Source organism: Neobacillus camarae (assembly GCF_054950115.1).
In genome coordinates this window covers 492411-515896 of the sequence record NZ_JBUCKX010000001.1, presented here as the reverse complement: position 1 = coordinate 515896, position 23486 = coordinate 492411, and the positions used below count along the sequence as shown (strand labels likewise).

The following is a 23486-nucleotide window of genomic DNA, read 5'->3' as shown; positions in this document are numbered from 1 at the left end:
ACCCCTCCTCATCTATTGTTGATATAGCATTTGAATCAGCAGTTTCTCGGCACGGGCCATGAGTTCCTGTTTCTCCCGCTCCGTCAGGCTGGATATATATTTACGGCCTAAAGAATGGTCATATAATGGAGCCAATGCATGGTCATGCTTTTGATAAAGATCAATAGTCTCAAATAGTTCAGCATAAAAATTAGCTTCGAGTTTTAATTGGTCCCGGTCCACCTGGCCCCCAGCCACCACGTTCAGATCCACAATCCAGACAAACGACTGTTCACCCTTCTCATCTTCCAATAACAGCTCCAGCAGATCTCGGTCTAAACTTCTCATCTCGTGTTCATCCGTCAAGTGGACATTTTCCAAAGTTATACTGATAAGCGTTCCTGTCCCGTCCTTGCGAAATTGATCCATCCCTTGCAGGCATAGTTGGTAGATTTCATGGAAACTAACAGCCGTGCTTGCATCAATAACGGTTTCTTCCCAAACAATATCGGATGCTTCGATAAAATCCAATCCGCTGCCATGTTCTGTTAAGGTAACATGATAGCAACCTTTTCTTCCGGTTTCTTTTTTGTTTCTTCCTTGAATGTTGCCCGGATAAATAATAGGCGGTTCTTGCAATAATACGGTCCGTTTATGGATATGCCCCAATGCCCAGTAATCAAATTCCTTTTCTTGCAAATCACGAACCGAAAAAGGGGCATAGTTTTCATGATCAGTTCTTGTGGTTTCATTGCCGTGTAGAATCCCGATATGAAAATCAGCACCTGGTTTCTTTTGATACGCATCAATTTTCCGATCAAAGACATGCCTTGTTTCATAGCTGAAACCATATATATGGACGATTTCCCCTGTTTTGGTCTGTAAAGCTTTACTGTCCACCTGCCCATCAAACACATGCACATTTTCAGGCATTTCCAGATGGATCCATGAACCATTTAGGTGATCGTGGTTGCCGTGAACAACGAAAACAGGAATACCCTTTTCATTTAGTTTCAGCATCTCCGTACGGAACTGGGATTGGGCCCGGAGACTGCGGTCTTCTCCGTCAAACAGATCGCCAGCAATAATCACAAAATCAACTTTCCGTTCAATCGCAGCAACGGTAACTTTTTTAAAGGCCGTGAACGTACTTTCCTTTACTCTAGCTAAAATATTGGCAGGAAGGTATTTTAACCCGACCATCGGACTGTCCAAGTGTAAGTCAGCTGCATGAATAAACGATATCTTTCCCATAAAATAATTCCTTTCCGTGTCGGCTTTTCTATATTGTACCATCCCCAAAATACGAATGCACGTTCTGCACAAAAAAAGCTTTACCTGAAAAAGGCAAAGCTTCACGTATTTACTGATTTTTTGTTAATTGCAGGGCTTTTTTAATATCCTTAAAGGAATTTGACTGTCCATACATGAGCACTCCGCCCCGGTAAACCCGAGCACCGAATACCGCTAAGACAATGATGGTCCCCGTAAGATTTACAATCCCCAATATGGCCTCCCATGCAGGAATCGTCAGCATCCCCACACGCAGGAACATAATCATTGGAGTAAAAAACGGAATATAGGATGTTACCGTAATAAAAGGTGCATCCGGCTTTCCCAGCCCAAACATGGAAATCATAAATCCAGCGACCACAAGCAGGGTCATCGGTGTAATCATTTGTTGAACATCCTCAATCCTGCTCACAAGCGACCCGAGGAAAGCTGCAAGTGTCGCATACAGAAAGTAACCAAGGACAAAGAAAATGACTGCGTAAAAAATGGTAGCGGCAGGAATATTTCCAAAGCCAAATTCACTGAAAAATCCGTCTTTCATAGAGTCCAGATTACTCCTCAAAGAAAAATAACCAACAATTAGAAAAACAGCTAGCTGGGTTATACTTAACAAACCAATCCCCAATATTTTGGCAAACATTTGCTTGATTGGAGAGACACTCGAAATCAATATCTCCATGACTCTTGAAGACTTCTCCGTTGCGACTTCCATTGCAATCATATTAGCGTACATGATGACAGCAAAATAAATGATAAATAAGAGGACATAAACAAGCCCTCTTGCCTGATTCAGTTGCTCTTCAGTTTTTGCATTTTTCTCAAGAGCCGTTTTGTCAAAATGAATAGGCTCATATAATTTCTGTAACTGCTCAGGAGTTAAGTTAATCTTTGAAGCGGCCAGCATGGTCTTTACTTGTTGCAAGCTGGTCTGGAGATCCGTAAACAAAGCGGTGTCTGCAATACTCATAGCTTTAAAACTGGCTTCCGGCATTTGTTCATCATTTAGACGCAGTCGAATAAGTGCCTGGTAATCGCCTTTTTCTACGGCTTGTTCGGCTTGTGTAACACTGCCCTTATATAAAGATAGCTTAATATCTTTATTAATGGTTGTGACTTGCTGCCTTAACGGTTCGTATAGCTGTCCTGTCTCATCGAGGACTGCCACCTTCTCGGTATTGCCATTTTTATCAAAAAAATCGATGATATTTTGAAGATTGGTTAAAGCCAGAACAATCACCATAGTCATAAGTGTCGTGACAATAAACGATTTAGTCTTTAATTTCGTAAGGTATGTATGAAGTAAAATAATCCAAAAACTATTCATAGGAATTCCCTGCTTTCTCGATAAAGATATCATTTAATGACGGCTCTTCGAGGGCAAATTTTCGAATGAATCCTTTGCCGACAATATCCTGAAGAATCTTTTCCGCAATATCTTCCCCTTCAATCTGCAATTCTGCACCCTCCATAGTCATTCTGATTTTGACAACACCAGGATGGTCCTTTAAAAATTCTAACGGAAAATCGGCATGAATAATCAGGTTCTTCTTTCCAAAGGCCCGCTTTATTTCCTTTAATGCCCCGTGAACTACGCGTCTGCCTTTGTGCAAAATACACAAGTGTTCACACATTTCTTCCACATGATGCATTTGATGGCTGGAAAAAACGATGGTGGCCCCGTGTTCCTTTAACGACATCACTGCTCCTTTTAATAACTCTACATTTACCGGATCGAGACCGCTAAAAGGCTCATCTAGAATAATTAATTTCGGTTTATGGATAACAGCTGCAATGAATTGGATTTTTTGTTGGTTCCCCTTTGATAGTTCTTCTACTTTTTTATTCTCGTATTCTGGTATTTTAAAGCGCTCCAGCCACCATTTTAGTTCTGTAGCAGCCTCGTTTTTAGGCATCCCTCTTAATCTTGCCAAGTAAATTAGTTGGTCACGCACTTTTAGCTTTGGGTATAGTCCTCTTTCTTCAGGAAGATAACCGATCAGATGGCTCGTGCGGTAATTCAATGGATGACCATCCCAAGTAATCTGTCCTTCGCTTGCGTCAAGCAATCCTAAAATCATTCGAAAGGTAGTCGTCTTGCCCGCACCATTTGCCCCTAGAAAGCCAAACATTTCCCTTTCAGGAATCTCCAGTGATAAATCGTTTACGGCCGTGAATTGTCCAAATCTTTTTGTTACATTTTCCAGCTTTAAGACCATTTTTAACACCCCTTCCTGACTAGTACAATTATACCATAATTTGGTTAGTTGGTTTTCCTTTGCAGAATTGACGGAATTATGCAAAAATAGTAGTTGATAATCGATTTAAGTTGAGGGGGAAGATGAAGATGTACAAATTAACCGCTTTTGAAGCAAACGGGGAAAAGATATTGGACGAAACCTTCCAAGCTGAAAACGATGAAGCTGCCAAAAAACTCGGGGAAGAATTGTTGGCTGAGAAAAATCTGCTGGATAAAACACATCGCTGCACCTCTCCGGCAGGTAAACTATTACTATTTCACTCTTAGCAAAGAGGCAATCAAAAAAGGATGACCCACTGTATAATGCCAGAGTCATCCTTACTTTTTATTTACCGTTAAATACAGGTCTTCTTTTTTCAATAAATGCCCTAATGCCTTCCTTATGATCCTCTGTTTCACGCATTTTCTGCTGGCCGAACTTTTCTAATTCCAATATTTTAAGCAATTGCGGACGATTCTTCTCGGCAAGTATTTTCTTTGTCTTAATCATTGCTTGAACCGGGCGGCTTAACCAATCCGTGGTTCTTTTATGTACTGCCTCTTTAATGCTGCCTTCTGCAACCTCTTGAATCAGTCCCAGCTTGAATGCTTCCTCTGCCCCCATCTTCTTTCCATCCCAGATAACCTGCTTTGCTTTTAATTCACCAATTCTTTTTTCCAAAAAGAAATGAGCACCGCCATCTGGAATTAAGCCGATCCCGATGAAATTCATGGCTAGCATACTGGTCTGGTCCGCAATGATATAATCAGTAGCTAGCGCTAAACTAAAGCCTAACCCCGCAGCAGCACCGGATATCGCGCTTATTGTTAATTTAGGCATACTGTAGAGCGTGATAACAAGTTCGCTGATGTTGTCCATTAACGGGAAGAAATCGCTTCCATCCATGTTCGAAAGCATGGTTTTAATATCGCCGCCGGAGGAGAAGGCACGGCCCTGTCCTGTTAACACAACAATATCAATATCATCCGATTCACTTATTTCTTTCAGTCTGCAAACCAAACCCTTTATCATTTCAACATCCATGGCATTTAAGCTTTCAGGCCGGTTCATTTCCAGTGTCGCCACCCGGCCTTCCACCTTCAGATTGACCTTATCGGTTAAAAAATGAGTTGACACATGTAACCCCTCCCGCTTCCTTATTCCCTTCAATACCATTATATAAGGAAATCAGTGAATAAAAAATAAAATTTCTCAATATATCGAATTTTCCCTCGACCATTTTTGGCAAATAAAAGGCACAGACAATTTCGCAAAAAGAATGAAATTCCTGTGCCTTGGTTTTCTACTTCACGATTAAGACTTGTTTTGTGCCTGTTCGGTGGAAAAAATTTCTTCCAAAATTCTTATTTTTTGATCCGTATAGGCTTCATACCCATCATTGTAGGATTTCGGATCCTTTGGATTGGCAAAATGGGTGATTTTACCTGTTGCAGGATGGATAAATTTGCTGGATGCCCCGCAGCCAAGCCCAATAATTGTCTGTTGTTCTTCCATAATCATGATATTGTAGATGCTTTCTTGTTCGGGAAGTGAATATCCAACATTTTCCAAATTACCAAGAATGTTTTTCTGCCTGTATAAGTAATATGGGACATATCCATGAGTTGCCGTCCAGTCTTGTGCTAGTTCCATCATTTTTTCCACTTCGTATCTGTCGGCCACCTTATACTTTTCTTTATTTTTAGTCATTTCAGATGCACGTTTAAACGACAATGTGTGTACCGTCAATGATTCTGGCATTAATTTTTCTGTTTCGGCCAATGAATGGGAGAATTCATTCATGCCCTCACCTGGCAATCCGATAATCAAATCCATATTAATATTATTCATGCCCAGCTCACGGGCCAGATGGAATTTATCTACCGTTTCAGTCACAGTATGATGACGCCCAATTGCCTTCAGTGTTTCCTGGGTGTAGGATTGTGGATTAATGCTGATACGGTCAATTTTCCATTTCTTGAGAATTTCCAATTTTTCAGGAGTAATCGTATCAGGACGTCCCGCTTCGACCGTGATTTCACGGATGTTTTCCACGTCAGGAAATGAGTTGTACATTTCTTCGTAAAGCATGTCCATTTCTTCGGCGGTAATACTAGTCGGTGTTCCACCTCCATAATAGACGGTTGTAATGCGAATGCCAGCTTTTCGGAGCCACTCGCCCATTTTTCTCATTTCATAATGAAGTCCGCCTAAAAACGAATCCACTGAACCTTGACGGCCATTGATGGCATAGGCCGGGAACGTGCAATAGGCACATTTTGTCGGACAGAAGGGGATGCCAATATAAATACTGACTTCTTCATTTAACGAGTATAAGTCCGGAACAACGGCCAGCTGCCGGTCCACAATTTGCTGCATTAACTGTATTTTCTCATCCGTAATCAGATAATCTTCCCTTAACTGTTGATGTGCCTGCTCCCTTTGGATGCCTTCCTGCATTTTTTTATGAAGCAATTTTGTCGGCCGGACACCAGTCAGGATCCCCCATTTTTGCCTAATGCCAGTAAAGTCTTGAAGGACTATCAAATATACATGGGATACAGCATTTTTCAACTGCTTGAAATACTCCTTTTCCGTATCGGACGGGAGTATATCCTGTTCGTAATTTGAACGGAACACCTTCCCGTCCTCACTCATTAGTTCTGCCGCAACAGTAATTTTTTCTTCAACATTCAACTGGAATTTTATCTGCAAATCATGCTGTTCATCAGCAGATGCAATAATCTCTGTCTCTTCAAAAAATAAATTGGCAATCAGCTGTAACGGCCGATTAAACCTTTCGTCTTCTAGTCCTGCTATTAATATTCGCAAACAAATCACCTTTCAAATTAAACTCCCTTAAGTTTACAAAATCACAAAAATAAGGTCAATATAGTGGAAAAGATTCCCCTCAAAAAACAAAACGATATCAAAGGCCTCCTGCCAATGATATCGTAAGGGCTCATTTCTTTATGATTTTCATTTTTCTTAAAAATTCTATCGGCTGCTGCTTCCTAAAGTGTTCCTTTACCATATAAGCAACGCCTTGCTCATTATGTGACCTTGTGATCCAATCTGACGCCTTTTTCACTTCGAAATCCGCATTCCACATCGAAACACCGAGTCCGGCAGCTTCGATTAGCGGAATGTCATCCCAACCGTCGCCAATGTAGACCATTTCCTTTAAATCAAACCCAAGCTGGCTTCCAAGATAGGCTACTCCCGTTAGTTTTGAAACCCCTGCAGGCACTATGTCCAGACGCAACGGATCAAGCTGGACCGTTTCAATTTCAGTAAACATAGACAACAAGGCCTGTTTCGCATCAGCCAAATCACGCTTTTCCTCAAAGTACACCTCGATTTTAGGTGGAGTCACAGGTTGATCGTGCAAATACTCGCTTAAGGAAGGTACAAATTGCTGGGAATAAACAAATGGATCGCCCGTTGTAAATACCGTTTTTGCCAACAGGTTATGATGGATCTTATATTTGTTGGCCAAGGAAAACTGTTCATGCACAAGGCGGATTTGACAGGGAAGCGCCTCGAGAAATTGAATGACATCGTAAGTTATATCTTCAGATATACGCTTCACATATATCGGTTTCTTTTCTTCCCTTGCGATGTAGGCACCCTGGTGTGTCACAAGCGGTGTTCTTATTTTTAATGCTCTCGCTATCTTTTTGGCGGCGGGAAAGGCACGGGAGGTTACGAGAGTTACACAGATGCCTTTTTGCTGAACATACTCAATCGCATCTTTTGTTGACTTATGGATTTTGCCATTTGTTTGAAGCACGGTACCATCAATATTTAACGCAAGCAAGCGATAAATCATAATGTTGCCCCCTTGTTCTTGGTGAAAATTCCTCTACTACCACATTTATGTTTTTCCACCCGTTTATAGAACAAACAGAGGATGCAAATGGCTCATTTGACACTCCTGGATTGTTGACATATCGCCTTTTACAGTTTATGGATATTTCTAAAGTTATATAAAAAAGATGCTCCCGGCCCTTACGGGAACCGGAAGCATCTTTACAAGTTAAAACTGGCCGTATAACTCTGCCAATGGTTTCATAATAATTTGATTTAGCTCTCCAATAAGCATATTCATTCGTTGCTCCGCCTGCATCAGACGAGAAATTTTTTCATTTTGCTGCACAAGCATTTCAATGGACTGGGCTCTTTGTACATCTTGCTCCGTGATATTCTGTCCCTCCATTTGCTTTTGATGGAGGCTCATTTGGATTTGTCTGAATTGGTCAAATACTTGTTTGGCTGCGGGGTCATCATTTACCTCTTTATAAACCAGTTGCAATCCTCTAAACTCTTCGCTTTGGCGGATGGCAGTTTCTAAGCTTTGGGCTGAATCATATAAATTGATAGCCATTTAGGCACACTCCTTTTATAAACAATATTCCTAAACTATAACAAACTATTCGGTTAAATGCGAGAAGGTTCAACTCACCTTTGGGCCACACAACACATACCATACTACAAATGCCTATATTGAATAACAAATGAGGAGTGGTTATGGCCCTTTCATTAACCTCTTTTATGATAAAAGAAGAAGATTCCTTGAGCCCAATGGATGGGTTCGTTCAAATATCCCGTCTTCTTTTGGAGGAATTAAACATCAAACTCGACCGGCAAGTAAAAATTATCCTGGGGCGGAAAGAAATTATTACGGAATTTCATGCCATTGATTCCGCAGCAAAGGAACTGGTGATGCCGAAAAAAATGATGAAAGCGTTTGGGCTGCCTGTTCAAAACTGCCGATTGTCGGGAAAATTTGTGCCAAACCAGAATACAATCCATCTTGGTCCTGTTATTGGACTTTTGACGGATTTTAAATTAGGAGGAAAAATAGAACCGGATTTTCGCTCGATACATGCGTTTTGCGAAGAACTGGATCAATGGATCCGTGAGATGGGCGGCCTTTTTTACGTTTTTTCCCATGATCAATTTCCATCCCAAGGCTATTATTTTGAAAACGGGAAATGGAATGCGGCCACTCTCCCCCTTCCTGATGTTGTTTACAACAGAATACATTCCCGTAAATTGGAACACTCCAATTCTTTTAAGCAATTTCGTAATGTCCTTGGGCAATGGGGGATTCCCATCTTTAATGACCGGTTTCTCTCGAAATGGGAAGTGTATCTGGAATTAAACAGCGCGATTCATTTATCTCCATATTTGCCGGAAACAAATATTTTGTCCAAGGAATCCTTGATTGAAATGATTCAAAAATATGAAACTGTCTTTATTAAACCAGTCCACGGGAGTCAGGGCAGAAACATTATGAAACTTACGAAAACGGGTCAGAATACGTTCACACTAATTTCCTCCGCCAAAAAGCCTGCCGAATTTTTTGAAATCAACCTCTCCCCGTCAGAGCTGTACCAACATATCAAACCATTAGTGCAGAATCGAATCTTTATTGTTCAACAAGGGATCTCCTTTCTTGCTTACCAGGACTGCCCGATTGATTTTCGGGTCTTATGCCATAAAAAACCTGATCACAGTTGGAAAGCCACCTCAATGATTGCAAGGGTGGCTGCAAGAAATGATTTTGTTTCCAATTTGGCCAGAGGGGGAAGCGTCATGAAGCCATTGGCCGCCTTAATGGCTTGCATGGACCGGAAGAAATCGATACAGTCACTCGGTTGGATTAAAGAATTGGCTTGCAAAACCGCCGAGAACATCGGGAACACCAGCCAAGGACTCGTGGGGGAACTTGGAATCGACATTGGGGTTGACGCAAGCGGCAAACCATGGCTGATTGAGGTGAATTCCAAGCCTTCGAAATCATTTGAAGATCATAAGGGAAAAATCAGACCTTCAGCAAAAGCGATTACCGCCATTTGCACCACACTTGCTTTCGACTTTATGACAGATAAGGAGTTTGACTGAATGATACTATTTGGAATTATGAGTTTAGACTTAGAAAGCGAAGCCCCCTATATTGATGAAATAGCGTCACTTGCCCAATCGTATGGGATGGAATGTTGCCGGTTTATTCCGTCTCAAATTAATCCGCATACTCAGCAGGTTAAGGGCAAAATGTATGTTCCCGAAGCAAACAGTTGGATGGATTCGGAATTTCCTGTCCCGGCTATTTTATATGACCGCTGCTTTTACGGGGATGACGAACACTCCAAGCAGTGCTTGACAATCGTATCCTGGCTAAAAGACCGGAAGGATGTTACCTTCTTGGGCTACGGACTGCCAAATAAACTGGAACTATATCATTCACTAAAAACTACTAATTTATCTCCCTATTTGCCCCCGAGCCAGTCCTTAGAGGATTCAAGGGCTGTTTTAAAAGAACTTGAAAACCAGAATAAAATCATTCTTAAGCCTATAAACGGATCACAGGGGCATGGCATTTACTTTTTAAAGAAAAGCCACAAAACCATCCAAGTAAAAACTGAAAAGCAACAAAAATTAATTTCGAGAATTTTTCCCAATGAGGCCAAATTTCTAAAATGGCTTGATTCCTTGGTAACGAAATATCCCTACTTGATGCAACCTTATTATGAATTGTATGACCAAAACCTGCAGCCCTTTGATGTGCGGGTACTGTTGCAAAAAAATGGGCAGGGAAAATGGCGCGAACTTGGCCGGGGACTTCGGACCGGCCAGCCAGGAGGAATTTTATCAAATTTAAGTGCCGGCGGATCGGTTTCCCAGTTTTCCGAATGGATTTCGTCCCTTCCTCCAGCAACATCAGAGTATATACAGCAAGAACTGCACTATATTCTAACAGAGCTCCCCAAGCTTTTGGAAAGTCAATTCCTGCCTTTATTTGAAATTGGTGTTGATATTGGTATCGCCAAAAATGGATCGATATGGATACTGGATATCAATTCTAAGCCAGGAAGGAAGGTTTTGCTTCAAACTCACCCAGAGCTATCGGAAATCCTTTATCGGGCTCCTCTCCTTTATGGAAGGTACCTTTCCCAAAAGGAACAAACAGAAAGGAAGAGCATTTATGCGAGAACGTTATCACATTGAGGTTGTACAAAATGATCAGCCCATTGTATTTTGCCCTCCCCGGCTTTGCCAGGGTAAACAGCTTAAACGAATCGCTTTCGGTTCATGCTCCATGGAAGTAGAATTCCTCCCGCATCCGGATAAAAACGACCGAATTGTCTATAACCGGGACATCCAAAAAGGCCTGCTTTTCCCAAAAGCACGACATGCCATGCATGCTTTCTTGGAAAACGAAACACTGTATATTGGACCGCTTGTGGGAATTTTCACGGCAGGAATTACAGAGGATCCACTCCAACCATTAGGTGAACGGACAGATTTTTTTAAAAAATTGCTGTCGGTCAGCAAAACGGTTGGTGCCCTTCCATTCCTGTTTGGTGATCAGGACATTAACTGGGAGCAAGGAACCATTGACGGATATTTTTATCAACAGCATACCTGGTTCCGGCAGGAGGTTCCCTTCCCAAATGTGATTTACGACCGGCTTCCGAACCGTAGAATCGAAAGGAGCCCAAAACTAATCAAAACCAAGCACCGACTGCAACAGGAATACTTGATTCCATGGTATAATCCCGGATTTTTTAATAAACTCGATATCTATGACCGCCTCCAGCAGGATGACTTCGTGGTGGGCTATCTTCCAGAAACCCATCCATTTACCTCCTTCTCGTCGATTGAAACCATGCTGGCCAAGTATGGACACGTATATATTAAGCCTAAAAACGGCAGTCTCGGCTTAGGTGTGCATCAAATTCTTTACGATAAACACTCGACTGATTATTTCTGCCGGTATCAAGACCAAGATGGTTCGAACCGCTTGCGCAAGTTTACTAGTCTTGAACTATTGTTTAAATGGGTGTTTCCTGACCAAGCCCTGGAAAATATGATTGTCCAGCAAGGGATTCATTTACTCCGGATCAACAAGCGGCCGGTGGATTTCCGCGTCCATACAAATAAAGACGATTTGGGGAATTGGCATGTATCAGCGATTGCCGCAAAAGTGGCCGGTCAAGGCAGTGTCACCACCCACAAACGAAATGGCGGCGAAGTCAAAACTCTGAATGAAATATTTCCTCAAGAAGAATCCGAAATATTTACGGAAAAGCTGTCGAAAGCGGCATTGCAATTAAGTAAAGTTTTGGAACAAAATATGGAGGGCATTATTGGCGAAATCGGGTTTGATTTGGGAATCGACCGCGATGGCGAAGTTTGGCTGTTTGAAGCTAATTCAAAACCTGGACGGTCTATTTTTAGCCATCCCGAACTAAAGCCGTTTGATTATGAGACACACAAATTATCTCTGGCATTTGCCATATTTTTAACAGAGCAATCCTTATTGCATCCAGAGGAACTCTATAAATGAATGCAGCCAGTCCCCTCATCGGCATTATGACCGCACGAAATACAAAAGGAGCCATTGCCGGTAATCTCCAGCTTTTTACCGCCTTGCAAAAAGAGCTAATTACCCACAATGGTTCCAGTTACATTTTTGCCATAGACGGCGTGGAAAGGGAGTCTATTACCGGCTACAGTTATTCATTCAGTAAAGGGAAGTGGTTAAAAGGGAAGTTTCCATACCCAAATCTTGTCTATAACCGGATTCCCTTTCGAAAAACAGAACAGGACCAGGCATCCCAACAGTTTTTTGACAGCTTAAAAGAAAGGAATATCCCTTTCTTTAATCCATGTTTTATCGACAAATTGGAACTTTATCAAGTATTGGGCAACCATCCAATCTTAAAAAAACATTTGCCGGCAACGATACTTGTCAATGACAAGACAGACCTTTGGTTATTTCTTAACCGTCATTCACAGATTTATCTAAAACCGGCCAAATCCTCAAAAGGCAGAGGCATTTACCGTCTTGGATACTGTACCGATCATCAAATTAAACTTGAGGGCATACATGAAAGCTTTACCTATCCTTCCTTTGAGCCATTCTGGGATGACTGGTCCGAATTGCTAATAAAAAAACATTATATTGCCCAGCAAGACATCCAGTCGGCCGAATTTCAAGGTTATCGCTATGATTTTCGGATACTTGCCCACGCTGGACAATCAGGTTACGAATTGACGGGGATTGGCATTCGCCAGTCGCAAAAACAAGACATCACCACCCATATTCCTGCTGGAGGAAGATTGCTCCCATATGAACGGCTGCAATCAAACACACATGACCAATTTGTTCAATCGATACTGCCTGCCGTTGGCGCCGCATTAACGGAACGGTATGGGTTTTTTGGCGAATTTACAATTGACGCTGGACTCAGTCAATCGGGCCAATATTTTATTTACGAGGTAAACTCAAAACCCATGACCTTTGATGAACTCGAAATAGAAGAAAAAAAAATCAATCGACTCTGTCAGTTATTCCTCCAATTGGCCGTAAAAGATGCAACATGAGCCTATGCTTCTAGTTTTTGAATAACCATAATCCCGAATACTATCACACTCATTCGGAAAACTTAATAAAAAATGCAGTAAGGATGGGTGCTATGGAAGAGAAAAAATCCGGGCAGGCTCTGGATGACCTAGAGTTTGAAGGCAAGGACAAAGTGTTTATGGATATTGACCGGATGATGAACGAAGGATTATCGGGCGGGGCGGTCCATTCCCGCGAAGACACAGCAAATATTGAGGAGTCACATGAGTTCAAAGAAGAACAACCGCCCAAAAGCTGAGGAAAAATTCTCAGCTTTTTTTATTTTCCTCAGCTGATATAATAGAAAAATAAAGAAAAAATGGGGAAATGATTATGCTGCGAGATTTATTAACACTCTATAAAGACTCCTATTTGCTAAAAGAAACATCAGATATAGCTTGCGACAATGTTTATGTTTTTTGCGATGTGCAAAATAATGAATCGATTTGTATCCCAAAACAAGAAATCGGCGAAAAAGAATTAAGACTTTTGAAAACCCTTTATCAACAGTTGGAATCCAGCCCCGTATTTCCATCAGCAACTGACAATTGGCATAAATTTTTATGGTTGAATGGCCCTGCTCCGGTTCTGCCTTTACAAACATCCTACCGGTTTATCCAGTTTCAGGTGTTTAATGATCACGTTGCCCATAAAGAATTGGAATCAGCTCTTAAAGGATTTTTCACAGAAGAAGTCATGATTATTTGGGATAGTTTAACCAGGGGCTTAATTATTAAGGAGAAACGCCAAATTTCACTTTCCGAAGAAGAACTTATATCCATGTTGGAAACACTAGAAAGTGATTTTTTTGTAAAAATTTCATTTTTCATTGGGAAAATCTACCCGTTTTCTGATCAACTCCCTTCTTTGTTTAAGCAAGAACGGGAATTCTTCACTTTTGCTCTGACAAATATCAGTCACTCGGGCATTTTCAATTATGAGCGGATTTTTCCGGTCTACCTTGCTTATCATATGCCAGTTGAGATTATTCAAGCCATGAACCCGGACGTATATGAGCTTTTTTCCCAGGATCCTGAAATGTATTCGACCATTCTTGTATTCCTTGAGAATAATTTAAATGCCAGTTTAACGGCTAAGAAATTGTATATTCACCGGAATACCCTTCAGTACCGAATTGATAAATTTACGGAAAAAACCGGAATTGGTTTGAAAGATTTTTATGGTGCCTTTACGGTTTTCTTAGCCTGTTTATTATTCGAACACAAACGGAATTGACTACAGCCACCAATCCATCTGAGGTATTTATAAACCGGTTACAAAATGCCCAATAGAAACGCTTTCATTTTTGTGCAACCTGTCTATATGGATTTTTTGCCCCTCCTTGTAAACTAAAAGTACAGCAAACAACACAATCAAACAGGGAGGCAAAAAAAATGGCAGAATTGAAATTAGATCATATCTATAAAATCTATGATAACAAAGTAACAGCAGTATCTGACTTTAACTTGCATATTCAAGATAAGGAATTCATCGTATTCGTTGGTCCTTCCGGTTGCGGAAAATCAACCACTTTACGTATGATTGCAGGACTTGAGGAAATCTCCAAAGGGGATTTTTATATTGACGGAAAACGCGTAAACGATGTAGCTCCAAAAGATCGTGATATCGCGATGGTATTCCAGAACTACGCCCTGTATCCGCACATGACGGTTTATGATAACATGGCCTTTGGTCTAAAACTGAGGAAATTCCCTAAAGATGAAATTGACCGCCGCGTGCAAGAAGCTGCGAAAATTCTTGGCCTTGAAGCCTATTTAACCCGTAAGCCAAAAGCTCTATCTGGCGGCCAGCGCCAGCGTGTTGCATTAGGCCGTGCCATCGTCCGTGATGCAAAGGTATTCTTAATGGACGAGCCATTATCTAACCTAGATGCTAAACTACGTGTAGCGATGCGTGCAGAAATCGCCAAGCTTCACCGCCGGTTAAACACTACAACCATCTACGTAACCCATGACCAAACAGAGGCCATGACAATGGCAACACGTCTGGTTGTTATGAAGGATGGTATTATCCAACAGGTTGGTTCACCTAAAGAAGTATATGAAAAACCTGAAAATGTCTTCGTTGGCGGATTTATCGGTTCACCAGCAATGAACTTCTTCAGCGGCAAACTCGAAGATGGCAAGTTTGTAATTGGAAAAAACACTGTTACAGTTCCTGAGGGCAAGATGAAATATCTTCGTGAACAAGGCTATGTTGGCAAAAACATAACTCTTGGCATCCGTCCAGAAGATATCCATGACGAGCCTCTATTTATCGAAGCTTCAGCCGGTACCAAGATAAATATTAACGTCGAGGTTGCCGAGTTAACCGGTGCTGAATTAATGGTATATTCAAATATCGATGGGCAAGACTTTGTGGCACGGATTGATTCCCGTACTGACATCAAACCTAATGACAAACTGGAATTAGCGTTTGATTTAAACAAAGCCCACTTCTTCGATGCGGAAACTGAAGCAAGAATTCGTCCGCAAGGCGAGTAATGACCGCGTTATCCTAATAGTAGAAAATTCATGGAGGCCCCAACACTTGGGGCCTCTATTCATTGATAAAAATGGTTTCATCCTTTAAACAGGAAGGGCAGCGGAACAGATGCGGACATTTATGGCCGGTTTTTGATTCCGGGTAGCCATCCTCCATTTTCATTAAATCAATTTCCATATAGGCACTATAATCATCGTAATAATCCATTTCCCTGCCACTCTCCAACATAGGTTGTCCGCAGTCAGGACACAATACATAAACTTCCCTCATACCATTGCAGACCGGGCATATTGACATGTTTTCCACCCTTTTGAGTTTTATCTTTAAGGATAGTTTGTGTCATGAAAGGTGCCCCTATGTTATGGAATAAATTTCTAATTGTTTTTTCGAATAAGCAGGTGAATTATCGCCATAATATTGATTAACAGCAGCAACAACAACAACAACAGAAATTAATTCACAACGATGGATGCAGCCAAAAAGGGTTCCACCGGTGCAATTCCGGTACATCCAGCCAAGGAAGAAAAGGCAGCGCTTAGTTATCAGGTTAACTGGGCGCTCCCCAAAAGGCAATAAGTTAAAACAGTATGACAGTATTTGGTATGGGTTAGGTCAAGGTGGCAATGGTTTTACCCATTATGGTTCAATTCCATACTAACCCCAAAAATAATAAGAGGAGTGTTAACTAACTATGGCTAACAACAACAACTCTAACCAACTTTTAGTACAAGGAGCACAACAAGCACTTGACCAAATGAAGTATGAAATCGCTCAAGAGTTTGGTGTAAATCTTGGTGCTGACACTACTTCTCGTGCTAACGGATCTGTCGGAGGAGAGATTACTAAGCGCTTAGTATCTATGGCTGAATCTCAACTTGGTGGATTCCAACGCTAGTTTTAAAGTAAAAACATTTATTGAAAAATAAAATAATATGGCTTAGCCCCTTCCATTTGGAAGGGGCTTCCACATGTAAAAAAAGCCGCGGAAACTTGTCCGCAGCCTTTTACTTAATTCTTAATTCTTAATCAAGGTATAACCAATATAATAAGAAAGGATTAATAAACTTCCAATTGCCAATACAACCGAATAGTCCGACATTTCTTCTCCACCCCATTTTGAAAAAATGATAAATCACTTTCAAATTAACACAAAAAAGAAGTTTCTCGAGTGATATTTGTTACACTTAAACGGCAAAAATGTGAATAATTTTTGAAATGTAAAAAAGGGGGAGAAAAGTTAGTCTGCCGTATCCTACTGAGCTGTCAGACTTATTCAATCGCAGATAATTCCTTAAAGCGCTGTTTAGATTGCTTCTCATCAAAGCTGCTAAAAATTCGATAATTTTTTACGTCTAAAATTCTGAAATGTTTACTCAAAACATTTTGCTGTAATACATACCCATTTTTTCTTGAGAGAATTCTCCACCAGACCCGGCCTCCCAATGTTTTGGTTTTACGGTAATCAATTTCCTCTCTAGCCACTGTTTCCAATACTTCAAGAGGCTCATTGCCGAACAAAAATTGAACCGTTTCCGTTTCCCTGAATAAAGCACATATGGCCACTACTACAGACCAGTTGGCGAGCACCCTTCCCTTTTCAATTTGAACAAGGGTTTTTTTGGATATGCCAACAATGTCCGCCATTTTTTCCTGGGTATACCCTGCCTCGGTCCGAATTAATCGGAGCTTTTCCGATATGATTTGAATAATATCCTCCCTGGTCATATTCAGCCCTTCCTTCACTAACTTCTAGTGTAATTTTACACAAAGAAATCCCGATTTAAAAGAAATAAAAAACTGCTGACAGGATTAGCAGCAGTTCTCGAACTATTTATTTCACCTGTTCTGGAATACAACATTCCTTGGAACATGATTTGTTTAACTCACAAGCAGCACATTTGCCTTGTTTTGATTTTTTTATAAATTTGACCAATGCCCAAGATGCATATCCAAAAATCGCAATTCCAATGATGATACTGGAAATCATATTTTTCATCTCCCTTACATGTTAAACAAGACCAAACAGTTTACCGCCTTGATAAATGATAAAAGATAAGACATAGGCGATCACCAATGCATACCCAAGCGCAAATGCCGTCCATTTTTTCGAACCTGTTTCTTTATAAATGGTAGCCGTGGTTGCCAAACAAGGAATATACAATAAGATAAATACCATAAAGCTATAGGCGGAAAGTGGAGTATAAAAATTGGACAAAAGCCCCTGCAAACTTGCATCGTTTGGCGCAAAATAAATGATATTCATCGTTGAAATAATGGATTCTTTAGCTAGAAATCCGGTTATTAACGATGCTGAGGCCTGCCACGTTCCAAAGCCTATCGGCTCTAAAATGGGAGCGAAGATACCACCGATGGCAGCAAGGAAACTATGGTCCATATCAACTTTTAATCCGCCGGGTCCCGCATAGGATAATAACCAGATAAAAACGGATCCTGCAAAAATAAAAGTCCCGGCTTTCCTTACAAATCCTTTTCCTTTATCCCAGGTACTTCTCCATAGTGATTGGAACTGTGGGAGCCGGTACGGCGGAAGTTCAATCACAAATAAAGATGTTTCTGATTTTAACATGGTGGAAGAAAAGATTTTTGCAAGAGTCAGCGCAACCACAATACCCAGAACATACATGCTTAACACCACAAATGCCTTTTGTTCAGCAAAAAAGGCTCCAACGAATAAGGCATATACAGGTAGACGTGCCGAGCAGGACATCAATGGTGTCAACAAGATCGTCAACAGACGTTCACGGGGAGTTTCGATGGTCCTTGCCGCCATGATTCCCGGAACATTACAGCCAAAACCAATCATCATTGGTATAAAGGCCTTTCCATTTAACCCGACAGACTCCATGATCCGGTCCATGACTAAGGCAACACGGGCCATATACCCTGAGTCCTCCAAAAGGGAGATGAAAAAAAACAGAATGAAAATTTGCGGGACAAACACCAGAACCCCGCCAACCCCTGCCACTAATCCTTGAATCACCAAGTCATGAATAAATCCGGAAGCCCCCACCGTGGCCAAAGTCTTCTCAACCCCAGTGGTTATGGGGCCTGTCAGCAATGCATCCAAGGCATCAGACAATGGCGTCCCCAGCCAATCAAATGTGAGCATGAACATCAAATACATAAACAGCAGAAAAATCGGCATCCCTAAATATTTGTTGGTCACGATGCTGTCGATTTTATCAGTTAACGGAATAACCGCTTCCTTTTTGACAGCCACAGCGCCAGTTAAGGTTTCAATTGCTTCTTTCCTCTTTGAATAGATAAAGTTGGCCAAAGATTTACTGTCGTGATTTTTTATCAGGCTTGCTTCCAATTCCAAGGTTATTTTTTTCAGCTTTTCCGCGTCAATGATTTTATGAAGATAATTCTTTACATATTCATTACCTTCTAAATATTGGACTGCCAGAAACCGATGAGAATGATCCGTCTTGCCGTCGATTTCACGGGATATGTTGGCTATAGCCGTTTCTACTTCTTTCCCGTATGATACAAGATGGCCGCTTCGGGGCTGGTTAGATTTAGTGGAAATCACATCGAAAAGTTTATCACAGCCTTTACCGCTGCGTGCCACAACGGGCACAACTGGTACTCCAAGTAAATCGGAGAGCTTGCGTGTATCAATGTGTATCCCACGCTTGGCAGCAACATCGATCATATTTAAGCCAATTAACATCGGCTTTTTAAATTCAAGCAATTGCAAGGTTAAGTGCATATTTCGTTCCAGTTGGGAAGCATCCAGTATATTTAACAACCGGTCAACCGATTCATTTAAAAAGAAGGAAGTGACCACACCTTCATCCTTTGATAAGGGATTTAAGGTATACACCCCAGGCAAATCGATTAATTGACCAAGATTATTTTTAAAAACGCCTACTTTTTTCTCAACCGTTACACCGCTCCAGTTCCCAACATACTCATATGATCCTGTAAGATTATTGAACAATGAAGTTTTGCCGGTATTTGGGTTACCAATTAGTGCAATTTCCATTATACTTTCACCACTTCTATTTGAACCGCTTCTTTGCGGCGTATTCCAACACATTGTCCGCATGATTCAATCATAATGGGACCTCCGAATGGCATTACACATTTGACACATACTTCGGAGCCTTCTGTAATACCGAGATCGAGCAAACGTCTTTGAACAAGGTGACTTACATGAGAAATATCCACAATTTTTCCTTTTTCTCCTGCTTTTAATGAACTAAACATGTATGATCACCCTTTGATTTTTAATTGAGAATGATTCTCTTTCTTATATAGACATTTTACCATCATTTTTGGACTTTAGGGTACTAATTTTTTGACAAATTACCGAAAAAAAAAAGAAAGCCTGCGGCTCTCTTTTTAATCGTTACCTATAAGTATATTCTCCCTTTCCACACATCCAGCATGATTACGCCTCTTAGCGCTGATGTAAAAAAGCCTTTTTAGGCATGGCACCAATAACTAAGATAACAATAATCGCACTGATAATGAAGCTAGGCAGCATGTATGTTCCATTATATAGCAATGAATAAACAGTTACAGGCTGTCCTTCAGGCGCATACTCGCCAAAGAAGACGATACCAGAAACAACATGGCACAAATACCGAAGCGCACTTCCGATTAAGGCCCCGACAAAGGAATAAACCATCCACTTGCCTTTCTCACCTTTTCCCAGCGCATTTTGAATTTGGCCCGCAAACACCCCAGCCATACCAACCACAGTAAAGGCGATAAAATAATCAATAATTCCTTGGATGATGGTATAGATTTGGGCAAAGCCTAAAATAAACTGTAAAAGTCCCAATAAAAACCCACTCAAAAGACCGCCTTTGATTCCCCAGCGATAAGCAATTAGGAAAACAGGTACCATGGCAATCGATACGGACCCGCCTTGGGGCCAAATCTTTAGCGAGAGGATATTGGCCGCAAAATCCAACAAATAAGCCAATGCGGAAAATACAGCCACCTCCGTGATAAAACGAGTATTACTCCTGCTCTTATCCATTCTTTCTCCCCCTATTGTTTTATAAAGATAAAATAAAAAAAGCAATGCAGACGTAGGATTGTCTGCATTGCTAATAAACTTATGCAAAGAACCACATCCCTACGCTAGTGCTAACTAACAGGTTCAAAGGGTCAGAACAAAAAAAGTTCACTCTCAGCCGACCAAAAGGCAGCTCCCCTTGTGGAAATATTCAATTAATCATCTATGACTATACCCCTAAAAAAACGCAATTACAAGAAAAAGTTTTTTCTATACCGTTCATTCCGCTCTCCCCTATACCATGCCTTGCATATGATGTAAGAAAAAACTGTGGAGAATGGATTATGTTTACATTAAAGGTAGATCACGAAATTGAATTGCAACTGTTACAAAGCCATCATGCCCTGCAGCTATTTAAGCTGGTTGAGGAAAACCGGGAACATTTGCAGGAGTGGCTTCCATGGGTAGGCAGCATGACAACACCTGTTCAATTTGAGGCGATTATTCCTGTCTGGCTCAATCAGTTTGCCGAGAACAGCGGCTGTAATCTTGGAATCCTTTACCGGGGTGAATTGGCCGGTTCAATTGGATTGCAACAAGTTGATTGGTTCAATCGGAACGCGAGTATTGGATACTATCTTGCCAAGAATGCAGAAAGACACGGAGTCATGACAAGGTCGGTAATTGCCTTGCTCCATTACGCATTTACTGGATTAGGATTAAACCGGATTGAAATCCGGTGCGGCGTGAACAATTTTAAAAGCAGAGCCATCCCTGAACGATTAGGCTTTGTAAAAGAGGGTATTGTACGGGACGGAGAACTGTTAAATGGTTATTATCATGATATCATCATTTACAGTAAACTAGCCCGTGAATGGAATAAGTCCCCAGCAGTTTGATTTTTATATACTTGCTGGGCTCTTTTTTTTGTGTTCAATTATGATTTGAAAAAGCATGCCACCTTGCAGATAAGCAGCTTTATCTTGCAAACGTCCGTCCCCTATTCCCAGCGCATATTAAATTATTTGCCCAGCGGGTATTTTTTTGAAATAATAAACATGTACATATTTCTGTAGAAATCCCTTATAAGGGTAATAATGAAAGTAACAGTAATTTTAAGTGAGGTGGTATGCCTTACAAATGTAAGGTGACCGATGATTTGGATTAATGTATTGATTATCGCACTGTTAGTGGCATTCACGGCCTTTTTTGTTGCCTCTGAATTTGCCATTGTACGGGTGCGGACAACGAGAATCGACCAATTGGTTTCCGAGGGAAACAAAAAAGCGGAATCAGCGAAAAAAGTGATATCCAATATCGATGGATACTTATCAGCAACACAGATAGGAATAACAGTCACATCGTTAATCTTGGGCTGGCGCGGCGAGCCGACAGTCCGTGCCATTTTAGTTCCGATATTTGAAATGATTCCATTACCGGCATCCATTGAACACTTTATTTCTTTTTTTCTTGCGTTTGCCATTATTACATTTTTTAATGTGGTGATTGGAGAATTAGCCCCCAAAACCTTTGCAATCCAAAAATCCGAGGAAATTATCATGTTGGTGGCAAATCCCCTTATCTGGTTTTACCGGATTCTTTACCCGTTTATCTGGATTTTAAACCACTCATCACGGTTTATTACCGGGTTATTCGGCATTCCACCTGCTTCCGAACAGGATATTGTCATGTCGGAAGAGGAATTGCGGATGATTCTGTCCCAAAGTTATGAAAGTGGAGAGATTAATCAATCCGAATACAGTTACATGAATAATATTTTCGAATTTGACGACCGAATTGCAAAGGAAATTATGGTACCGCGGACAGAGGTTATAACCCTTTCGAAAGATGCAACTTTAGAAGAAATTATTGAAACTGTTAAAGAGGAAGGATACACAAGGTATCCGGTAATCGACGGAGACAAGGACAATATATTGGGCATCGTTAATATTAAAGAAGTTTTGACGGATTGCATCCAGCAAAAATGCGGCGGAGACCAGCCGCTTAAACAATATATTAATCCGGTTATTCATGTCATTGAAACAATTCCGATCCAAGAATTGCTGGTCAAATTGCAAAAGAGTCGTTCCCATTTGGCCATTTTATCAGACGAGTACGGTGGTACCGCAGGAATTGTTACAGTAGAGGATATTCTCGAAGAAATTGTTGGTGAAATACGAGACGAATTTGATGTGGACGAAATGCCCCTTATTCAAAAGACCGGTGATTCCCACTATATTCTAGACGGCAAGGTATTAATCAGCGAAGTAAATGACCTGTTAGGCACTAATTTAGAAGAAGAGGATATCGACACGATTGGCGGATGGTTTCTAACCCAAAAGTTTGATGTCCAAAAAGGAGATACCATCGAAAAGGACGGGTTTGAATTTCAAATTAAAGAAATAGAAGGCCATCATATTCTCTATATTGAAGTAAGAAAAGCCGAGGCTCTAGTTTAATGGTCATTTCTTAATAATTAATTGGATTTGTTAAAAATGGCTGTTGATTGCAGCAAAAGATGCTTAGCAAACCCGTGTGCGTACCTGGTAACCTGCTCTGTCACGTACGCCCGCAGGAGTCGAGCGCATTCCGCATCAATCAATAGACTTCTAAAAAATCGATAAAACAATATCGTTTAACAGAGCTTTATATTTAAAACATCCATACTCTTTCCAATAGCACTGGCGTCATATAGTCCAATAGACGCAAGTGCTTTTTTTTTCATTATTCCATTCATATTACCTATTTCGTTCCATAAAATGTAGATATCAATACCTATTAAAACTGGAACGTTTGACTGTACGGTTTTAAATGAAGTATAATTATTGTTAATTTAAAAAAATTGAGGTGGTTAGATGGGGCTGTCTATCGTATTGGGGAATTAGCACAAAAAGCAATGGTCTCTAAACGCACGATTGACTATTATACATCTATAGGCCTACTCGTCGCCGAGCGTTCAAAATCCAATTATCGGATTTATTCAGATGAGTCACTAAATGATCTAAGATTTATAGAAGAATGTAAATGTTTGCATATACCGCTTGACGAGATTAGAAGAAAA

General features: G+C 40.8%; 24 protein-coding genes, 1 pseudogene and 1 riboswitch. Of the genes and pseudogenes, 12 read left to right on the top strand and 13 right to left on the bottom strand.

Going from position 1 to position 23486, the window contains the following annotated elements:
* Positions 1-12: 12 nt before the first annotated feature.
* The 3 genes from ACY8D0_RS02460 to ACY8D0_RS02450 form a co-directional block, all read right to left on the bottom strand.
* A complete protein-coding gene (locus ACY8D0_RS02460) occupies positions 13-1233 on the bottom strand; it encodes a metallophosphoesterase family protein (protein ID WP_462408902.1) in 1221 nt (406 codons plus the stop codon).
* 109 nt (positions 1234-1342) lie between these two features.
* On the bottom strand, positions 1343-2596 hold the full coding sequence (locus tag ACY8D0_RS02455; RefSeq protein WP_462408901.1) for an ABC transporter permease: 1254 nt from the start codon (positions 2594-2596) through the stop codon (positions 1343-1345).
* Positions 2589-3488, bottom strand: coding sequence for an ABC transporter ATP-binding protein (locus tag ACY8D0_RS02450; protein ID WP_462408900.1), 900 nt, complete (start codon positions 3486-3488; stop codon positions 2589-2591). The genes ACY8D0_RS02455 and ACY8D0_RS02450 overlap by 8 nt, the downstream gene beginning before the upstream one ends.
* 122 nt (positions 3489-3610) lie before the next feature.
* Between ACY8D0_RS02450 and ACY8D0_RS02445 the strand changes: the two genes are divergently transcribed.
* A complete protein-coding gene (locus ACY8D0_RS02445; protein WP_462408899.1) occupies positions 3611-3796 on the top strand; it encodes a YhzD family protein in 186 nt (61 codons plus the stop codon).
* A gap of 58 nt (positions 3797-3854) precedes the next feature.
* Here ACY8D0_RS02445 and ACY8D0_RS02440 read toward each other — a convergent pair whose 3' ends face one another.
* The 4 genes from ACY8D0_RS02440 to ACY8D0_RS02425 form a co-directional block, all read right to left on the bottom strand.
* Positions 3855-4646 carry an enoyl-CoA hydratase gene (locus ACY8D0_RS02440; RefSeq protein ID WP_462408898.1) on the bottom strand — a complete coding sequence of 264 codons (792 nt, stop codon included), beginning with the start codon at positions 4644-4646 and terminating at the stop codon, positions 3855-3857.
* Between the two features lie 177 nt (positions 4647-4823).
* Positions 4824-6341, bottom strand: coding sequence for a coproporphyrinogen III oxidase (locus ACY8D0_RS02435; protein WP_462408897.1), 1518 nt, complete (start codon positions 6339-6341; stop codon positions 4824-4826).
* A gap of 130 nt (positions 6342-6471) precedes the next feature.
* The gene (locus tag ACY8D0_RS02430) at positions 6472-7341 is read right to left on the bottom strand and encodes a Cof-type HAD-IIB family hydrolase (RefSeq protein WP_462408896.1); all 870 of its coding nucleotides are present in this window, start codon (positions 7339-7341) and stop codon (positions 6472-6474) included.
* Between the two features lie 207 nt (positions 7342-7548).
* The gene (locus tag ACY8D0_RS02425) at positions 7549-7896 is read right to left on the bottom strand and encodes a YlbF/YmcA family competence regulator (protein WP_462408895.1); all 348 of its coding nucleotides are present in this window, start codon (positions 7894-7896) and stop codon (positions 7549-7551) included.
* A gap of 143 nt (positions 7897-8039) precedes the next feature.
* On the opposite strand from ACY8D0_RS02425, the gene ACY8D0_RS02420 reads away from it, so the two are divergent.
* The 7 genes from ACY8D0_RS02420 to ACY8D0_RS02390 all read left to right on the top strand — a co-directional run bounded on the left by ACY8D0_RS02420 (position 8040) and on the right by ACY8D0_RS02390 (position 15428).
* Entirely contained in the window at positions 8040-9419 is a 1380-nt protein-coding gene (locus ACY8D0_RS02420; protein ID WP_462408894.1) for a YheC/YheD family endospore coat-associated protein, read from the top strand.
* A complete protein-coding gene (locus tag ACY8D0_RS02415) occupies positions 9420-10523 on the top strand; it encodes a YheC/YheD family endospore coat-associated protein (protein WP_462408893.1) in 1104 nt (367 codons plus the stop codon). It abuts the gene before it with no gap.
* A complete protein-coding gene (locus tag ACY8D0_RS02410) occupies positions 10501-11865 on the top strand; it encodes a YheC/YheD family endospore coat-associated protein (RefSeq protein WP_462408892.1) in 1365 nt (454 codons plus the stop codon). The genes ACY8D0_RS02415 and ACY8D0_RS02410 overlap by 23 nt, the downstream gene beginning before the upstream one ends.
* Positions 11862-12905, top strand: coding sequence for a YheC/YheD family endospore coat-associated protein (locus ACY8D0_RS02405; protein WP_462408891.1), 1044 nt, complete (start codon positions 11862-11864; stop codon positions 12903-12905). Before ACY8D0_RS02410 ends, ACY8D0_RS02405 begins: the two co-directional genes overlap by 4 nt.
* Positions 12906-12997: 92 nt before the next feature.
* A complete protein-coding gene (locus ACY8D0_RS02400) occupies positions 12998-13183 on the top strand; it encodes a hypothetical protein (protein WP_462408890.1) in 186 nt (61 codons plus the stop codon).
* A 74-nt stretch (positions 13184-13257) separates the two neighbouring features.
* Entirely contained in the window at positions 13258-14160 is a 903-nt protein-coding gene (locus tag ACY8D0_RS02395) for a PucR family transcriptional regulator (RefSeq protein WP_462408889.1), read from the top strand.
* A 158-nt stretch (positions 14161-14318) separates the two neighbouring features.
* Entirely contained in the window at positions 14319-15428 is a 1110-nt protein-coding gene (locus ACY8D0_RS02390) for an ABC transporter ATP-binding protein (RefSeq protein WP_462408888.1), read from the top strand.
* Between the two features lie 55 nt (positions 15429-15483).
* On the opposite strand, the gene ACY8D0_RS02385 is transcribed toward ACY8D0_RS02390, so the two are convergent.
* The gene (locus ACY8D0_RS02385) at positions 15484-15726 is read right to left on the bottom strand and encodes a hypothetical protein (protein ID WP_462408887.1); all 243 of its coding nucleotides are present in this window, start codon (positions 15724-15726) and stop codon (positions 15484-15486) included.
* A gap of 394 nt (positions 15727-16120) precedes the next feature.
* Here ACY8D0_RS02385 and ACY8D0_RS02380 point away from each other — a divergent pair, with 394 nt between their 5' ends.
* A complete protein-coding gene (locus ACY8D0_RS02380; protein ID WP_251554904.1) occupies positions 16121-16324 on the top strand; it encodes an alpha/beta-type small acid-soluble spore protein in 204 nt (67 codons plus the stop codon).
* 374 nt (positions 16325-16698) lie between these two features.
* On the opposite strand, the gene ACY8D0_RS02375 is transcribed toward ACY8D0_RS02380, so the two are convergent.
* The 5 genes from ACY8D0_RS02375 to thiT all read right to left on the bottom strand — a co-directional run bounded on the left by ACY8D0_RS02375 (position 16699) and on the right by thiT (position 20446).
* Positions 16699-17154 (bottom strand): helix-turn-helix transcriptional regulator, encoded by a 456-nt coding sequence (locus tag ACY8D0_RS02375; protein ID WP_462408886.1) that lies wholly within the window; start codon positions 17152-17154, stop codon positions 16699-16701.
* Between the two features lie 106 nt (positions 17155-17260).
* On the bottom strand, positions 17261-17416 hold the full coding sequence (locus ACY8D0_RS02370; protein WP_462408885.1) for a FeoB-associated Cys-rich membrane protein: 156 nt from the start codon (positions 17414-17416) through the stop codon (positions 17261-17263).
* 21 nt (positions 17417-17437) lie between these two features.
* Entirely contained in the window at positions 17438-19441 is a 2004-nt protein-coding gene (feoB, locus tag ACY8D0_RS02365) for a ferrous iron transport protein B (RefSeq protein ID WP_462408884.1), read from the bottom strand.
* On the bottom strand, positions 19441-19665 hold the full coding sequence (locus ACY8D0_RS02360; protein WP_462408883.1) for a FeoA family protein: 225 nt from the start codon (positions 19663-19665) through the stop codon (positions 19441-19443). Before ACY8D0_RS02360 ends, feoB begins: the two co-directional genes overlap by 1 nt.
* Positions 19666-19858: 193 nt before the next feature.
* A complete protein-coding gene (gene thiT, locus ACY8D0_RS02355; RefSeq protein ID WP_462408882.1) occupies positions 19859-20446 on the bottom strand; it encodes an energy-coupled thiamine transporter ThiT in 588 nt (195 codons plus the stop codon).
* Between the two features lie 79 nt (positions 20447-20525).
* Positions 20526-20635: riboswitch (TPP riboswitch) on the bottom strand.
* Positions 20636-20769: 134 nt separating this feature from the next.
* Here thiT and ACY8D0_RS02350 point away from each other — a divergent pair.
* The 3 genes and pseudogenes from ACY8D0_RS02350 to ACY8D0_RS02340 form a co-directional block, all read left to right on the top strand.
* Positions 20770-21324, top strand: a complete 555-nt coding sequence (locus tag ACY8D0_RS02350; protein WP_462408881.1) for a GNAT family N-acetyltransferase — start codon at positions 20770-20772, stop codon at positions 21322-21324.
* A gap of 255 nt (positions 21325-21579) precedes the next feature.
* Positions 21580-22884: a hemolysin family protein gene (locus ACY8D0_RS02345; RefSeq protein WP_462408880.1), complete on the top strand. Its 1305-nt coding sequence runs from the start codon at positions 21580-21582 to the stop codon at positions 22882-22884.
* Positions 22885-23267: 383 nt separating this feature from the next.
* A pseudogene (locus ACY8D0_RS02340) lies at positions 23268-23480 on the top strand (MerR family transcriptional regulator); the annotation flags it as partial.
* Positions 23481-23486: the final 6 nt, after the last annotated feature.

Excerpts from the sequence above, each read along its gene's own strand:
- ACY8D0_RS02460 (WP_462408902.1), bottom strand. The coding sequence starts at position 1,233 with ATGGGAAAGATATCGTTTATTCATGCAGCTGACTTACACTTGGACAGT.
- ACY8D0_RS02455 (WP_462408901.1), bottom strand. The coding sequence starts at position 2,596 with ATGAATAGTTTTTGGATTATTTTACTTCATACATACCTTACGAAATTA.
- ACY8D0_RS02450 (WP_462408900.1), bottom strand. The coding sequence starts at position 3,488 with ATGGTCTTAAAGCTGGAAAATGTAACAAAAAGATTTGGACAATTCACG.
- ACY8D0_RS02445 (WP_462408899.1), top strand. The coding sequence starts at position 3,611 with ATGAAGATGTACAAATTAACCGCTTTTGAAGCAAACGGGGAAAAGATA.
- ACY8D0_RS02430 (WP_462408896.1), bottom strand. The coding sequence starts at position 7,341 with ATGATTTATCGCTTGCTTGCGTTAAATATTGATGGTACCGTGCTTCAA.
- ACY8D0_RS02425 (WP_462408895.1), bottom strand. The coding sequence starts at position 7,896 with ATGGCTATCAATTTATATGATTCAGCCCAAAGCTTAGAAACTGCCATC.
- ACY8D0_RS02420 (WP_462408894.1), top strand. The coding sequence starts at position 8,040 with ATGGCCCTTTCATTAACCTCTTTTATGATAAAAGAAGAAGATTCCTTG.
- ACY8D0_RS02415 (WP_462408893.1), top strand. The coding sequence starts at position 9,420 with ATGATACTATTTGGAATTATGAGTTTAGACTTAGAAAGCGAAGCCCCC.
- ACY8D0_RS02410 (WP_462408892.1), top strand. The coding sequence starts at position 10,501 with ATGCGAGAACGTTATCACATTGAGGTTGTACAAAATGATCAGCCCATT.
- ACY8D0_RS02405 (WP_462408891.1), top strand. The coding sequence starts at position 11,862 with ATGAATGCAGCCAGTCCCCTCATCGGCATTATGACCGCACGAAATACA.
- ACY8D0_RS02400 (WP_462408890.1), top strand. The coding sequence starts at position 12,998 with ATGGAAGAGAAAAAATCCGGGCAGGCTCTGGATGACCTAGAGTTTGAA.
- ACY8D0_RS02395 (WP_462408889.1), top strand. The coding sequence starts at position 13,258 with ATGCTGCGAGATTTATTAACACTCTATAAAGACTCCTATTTGCTAAAA.
- ACY8D0_RS02390 (WP_462408888.1), top strand. The coding sequence starts at position 14,319 with ATGGCAGAATTGAAATTAGATCATATCTATAAAATCTATGATAACAAA.
- ACY8D0_RS02385 (WP_462408887.1), bottom strand. The coding sequence starts at position 15,726 with ATGTCAATATGCCCGGTCTGCAATGGTATGAGGGAAGTTTATGTATTG.
- ACY8D0_RS02380 (WP_251554904.1), top strand. The coding sequence starts at position 16,121 with ATGGCTAACAACAACAACTCTAACCAACTTTTAGTACAAGGAGCACAA.
- ACY8D0_RS02375 (WP_462408886.1), bottom strand. The coding sequence starts at position 17,154 with ATGACCAGGGAGGATATTATTCAAATCATATCGGAAAAGCTCCGATTA.
- ACY8D0_RS02370 (WP_462408885.1), bottom strand. The coding sequence starts at position 17,416 with ATGATTTCCAGTATCATCATTGGAATTGCGATTTTTGGATATGCATCT.
- feoB (WP_462408884.1), bottom strand. The coding sequence starts at position 19,441 with ATGGAAATTGCACTAATTGGTAACCCAAATACCGGCAAAACTTCATTG.
- ACY8D0_RS02360 (WP_462408883.1), bottom strand. The coding sequence starts at position 19,665 with ATGTTTAGTTCATTAAAAGCAGGAGAAAAAGGAAAAATTGTGGATATT.
- thiT (WP_462408882.1), bottom strand. The coding sequence starts at position 20,446 with ATGGATAAGAGCAGGAGTAATACTCGTTTTATCACGGAGGTGGCTGTA.
- ACY8D0_RS02350 (WP_462408881.1), top strand. The coding sequence starts at position 20,770 with ATGTTTACATTAAAGGTAGATCACGAAATTGAATTGCAACTGTTACAA.
- ACY8D0_RS02345 (WP_462408880.1), top strand. The coding sequence starts at position 21,580 with ATGATTTGGATTAATGTATTGATTATCGCACTGTTAGTGGCATTCACG.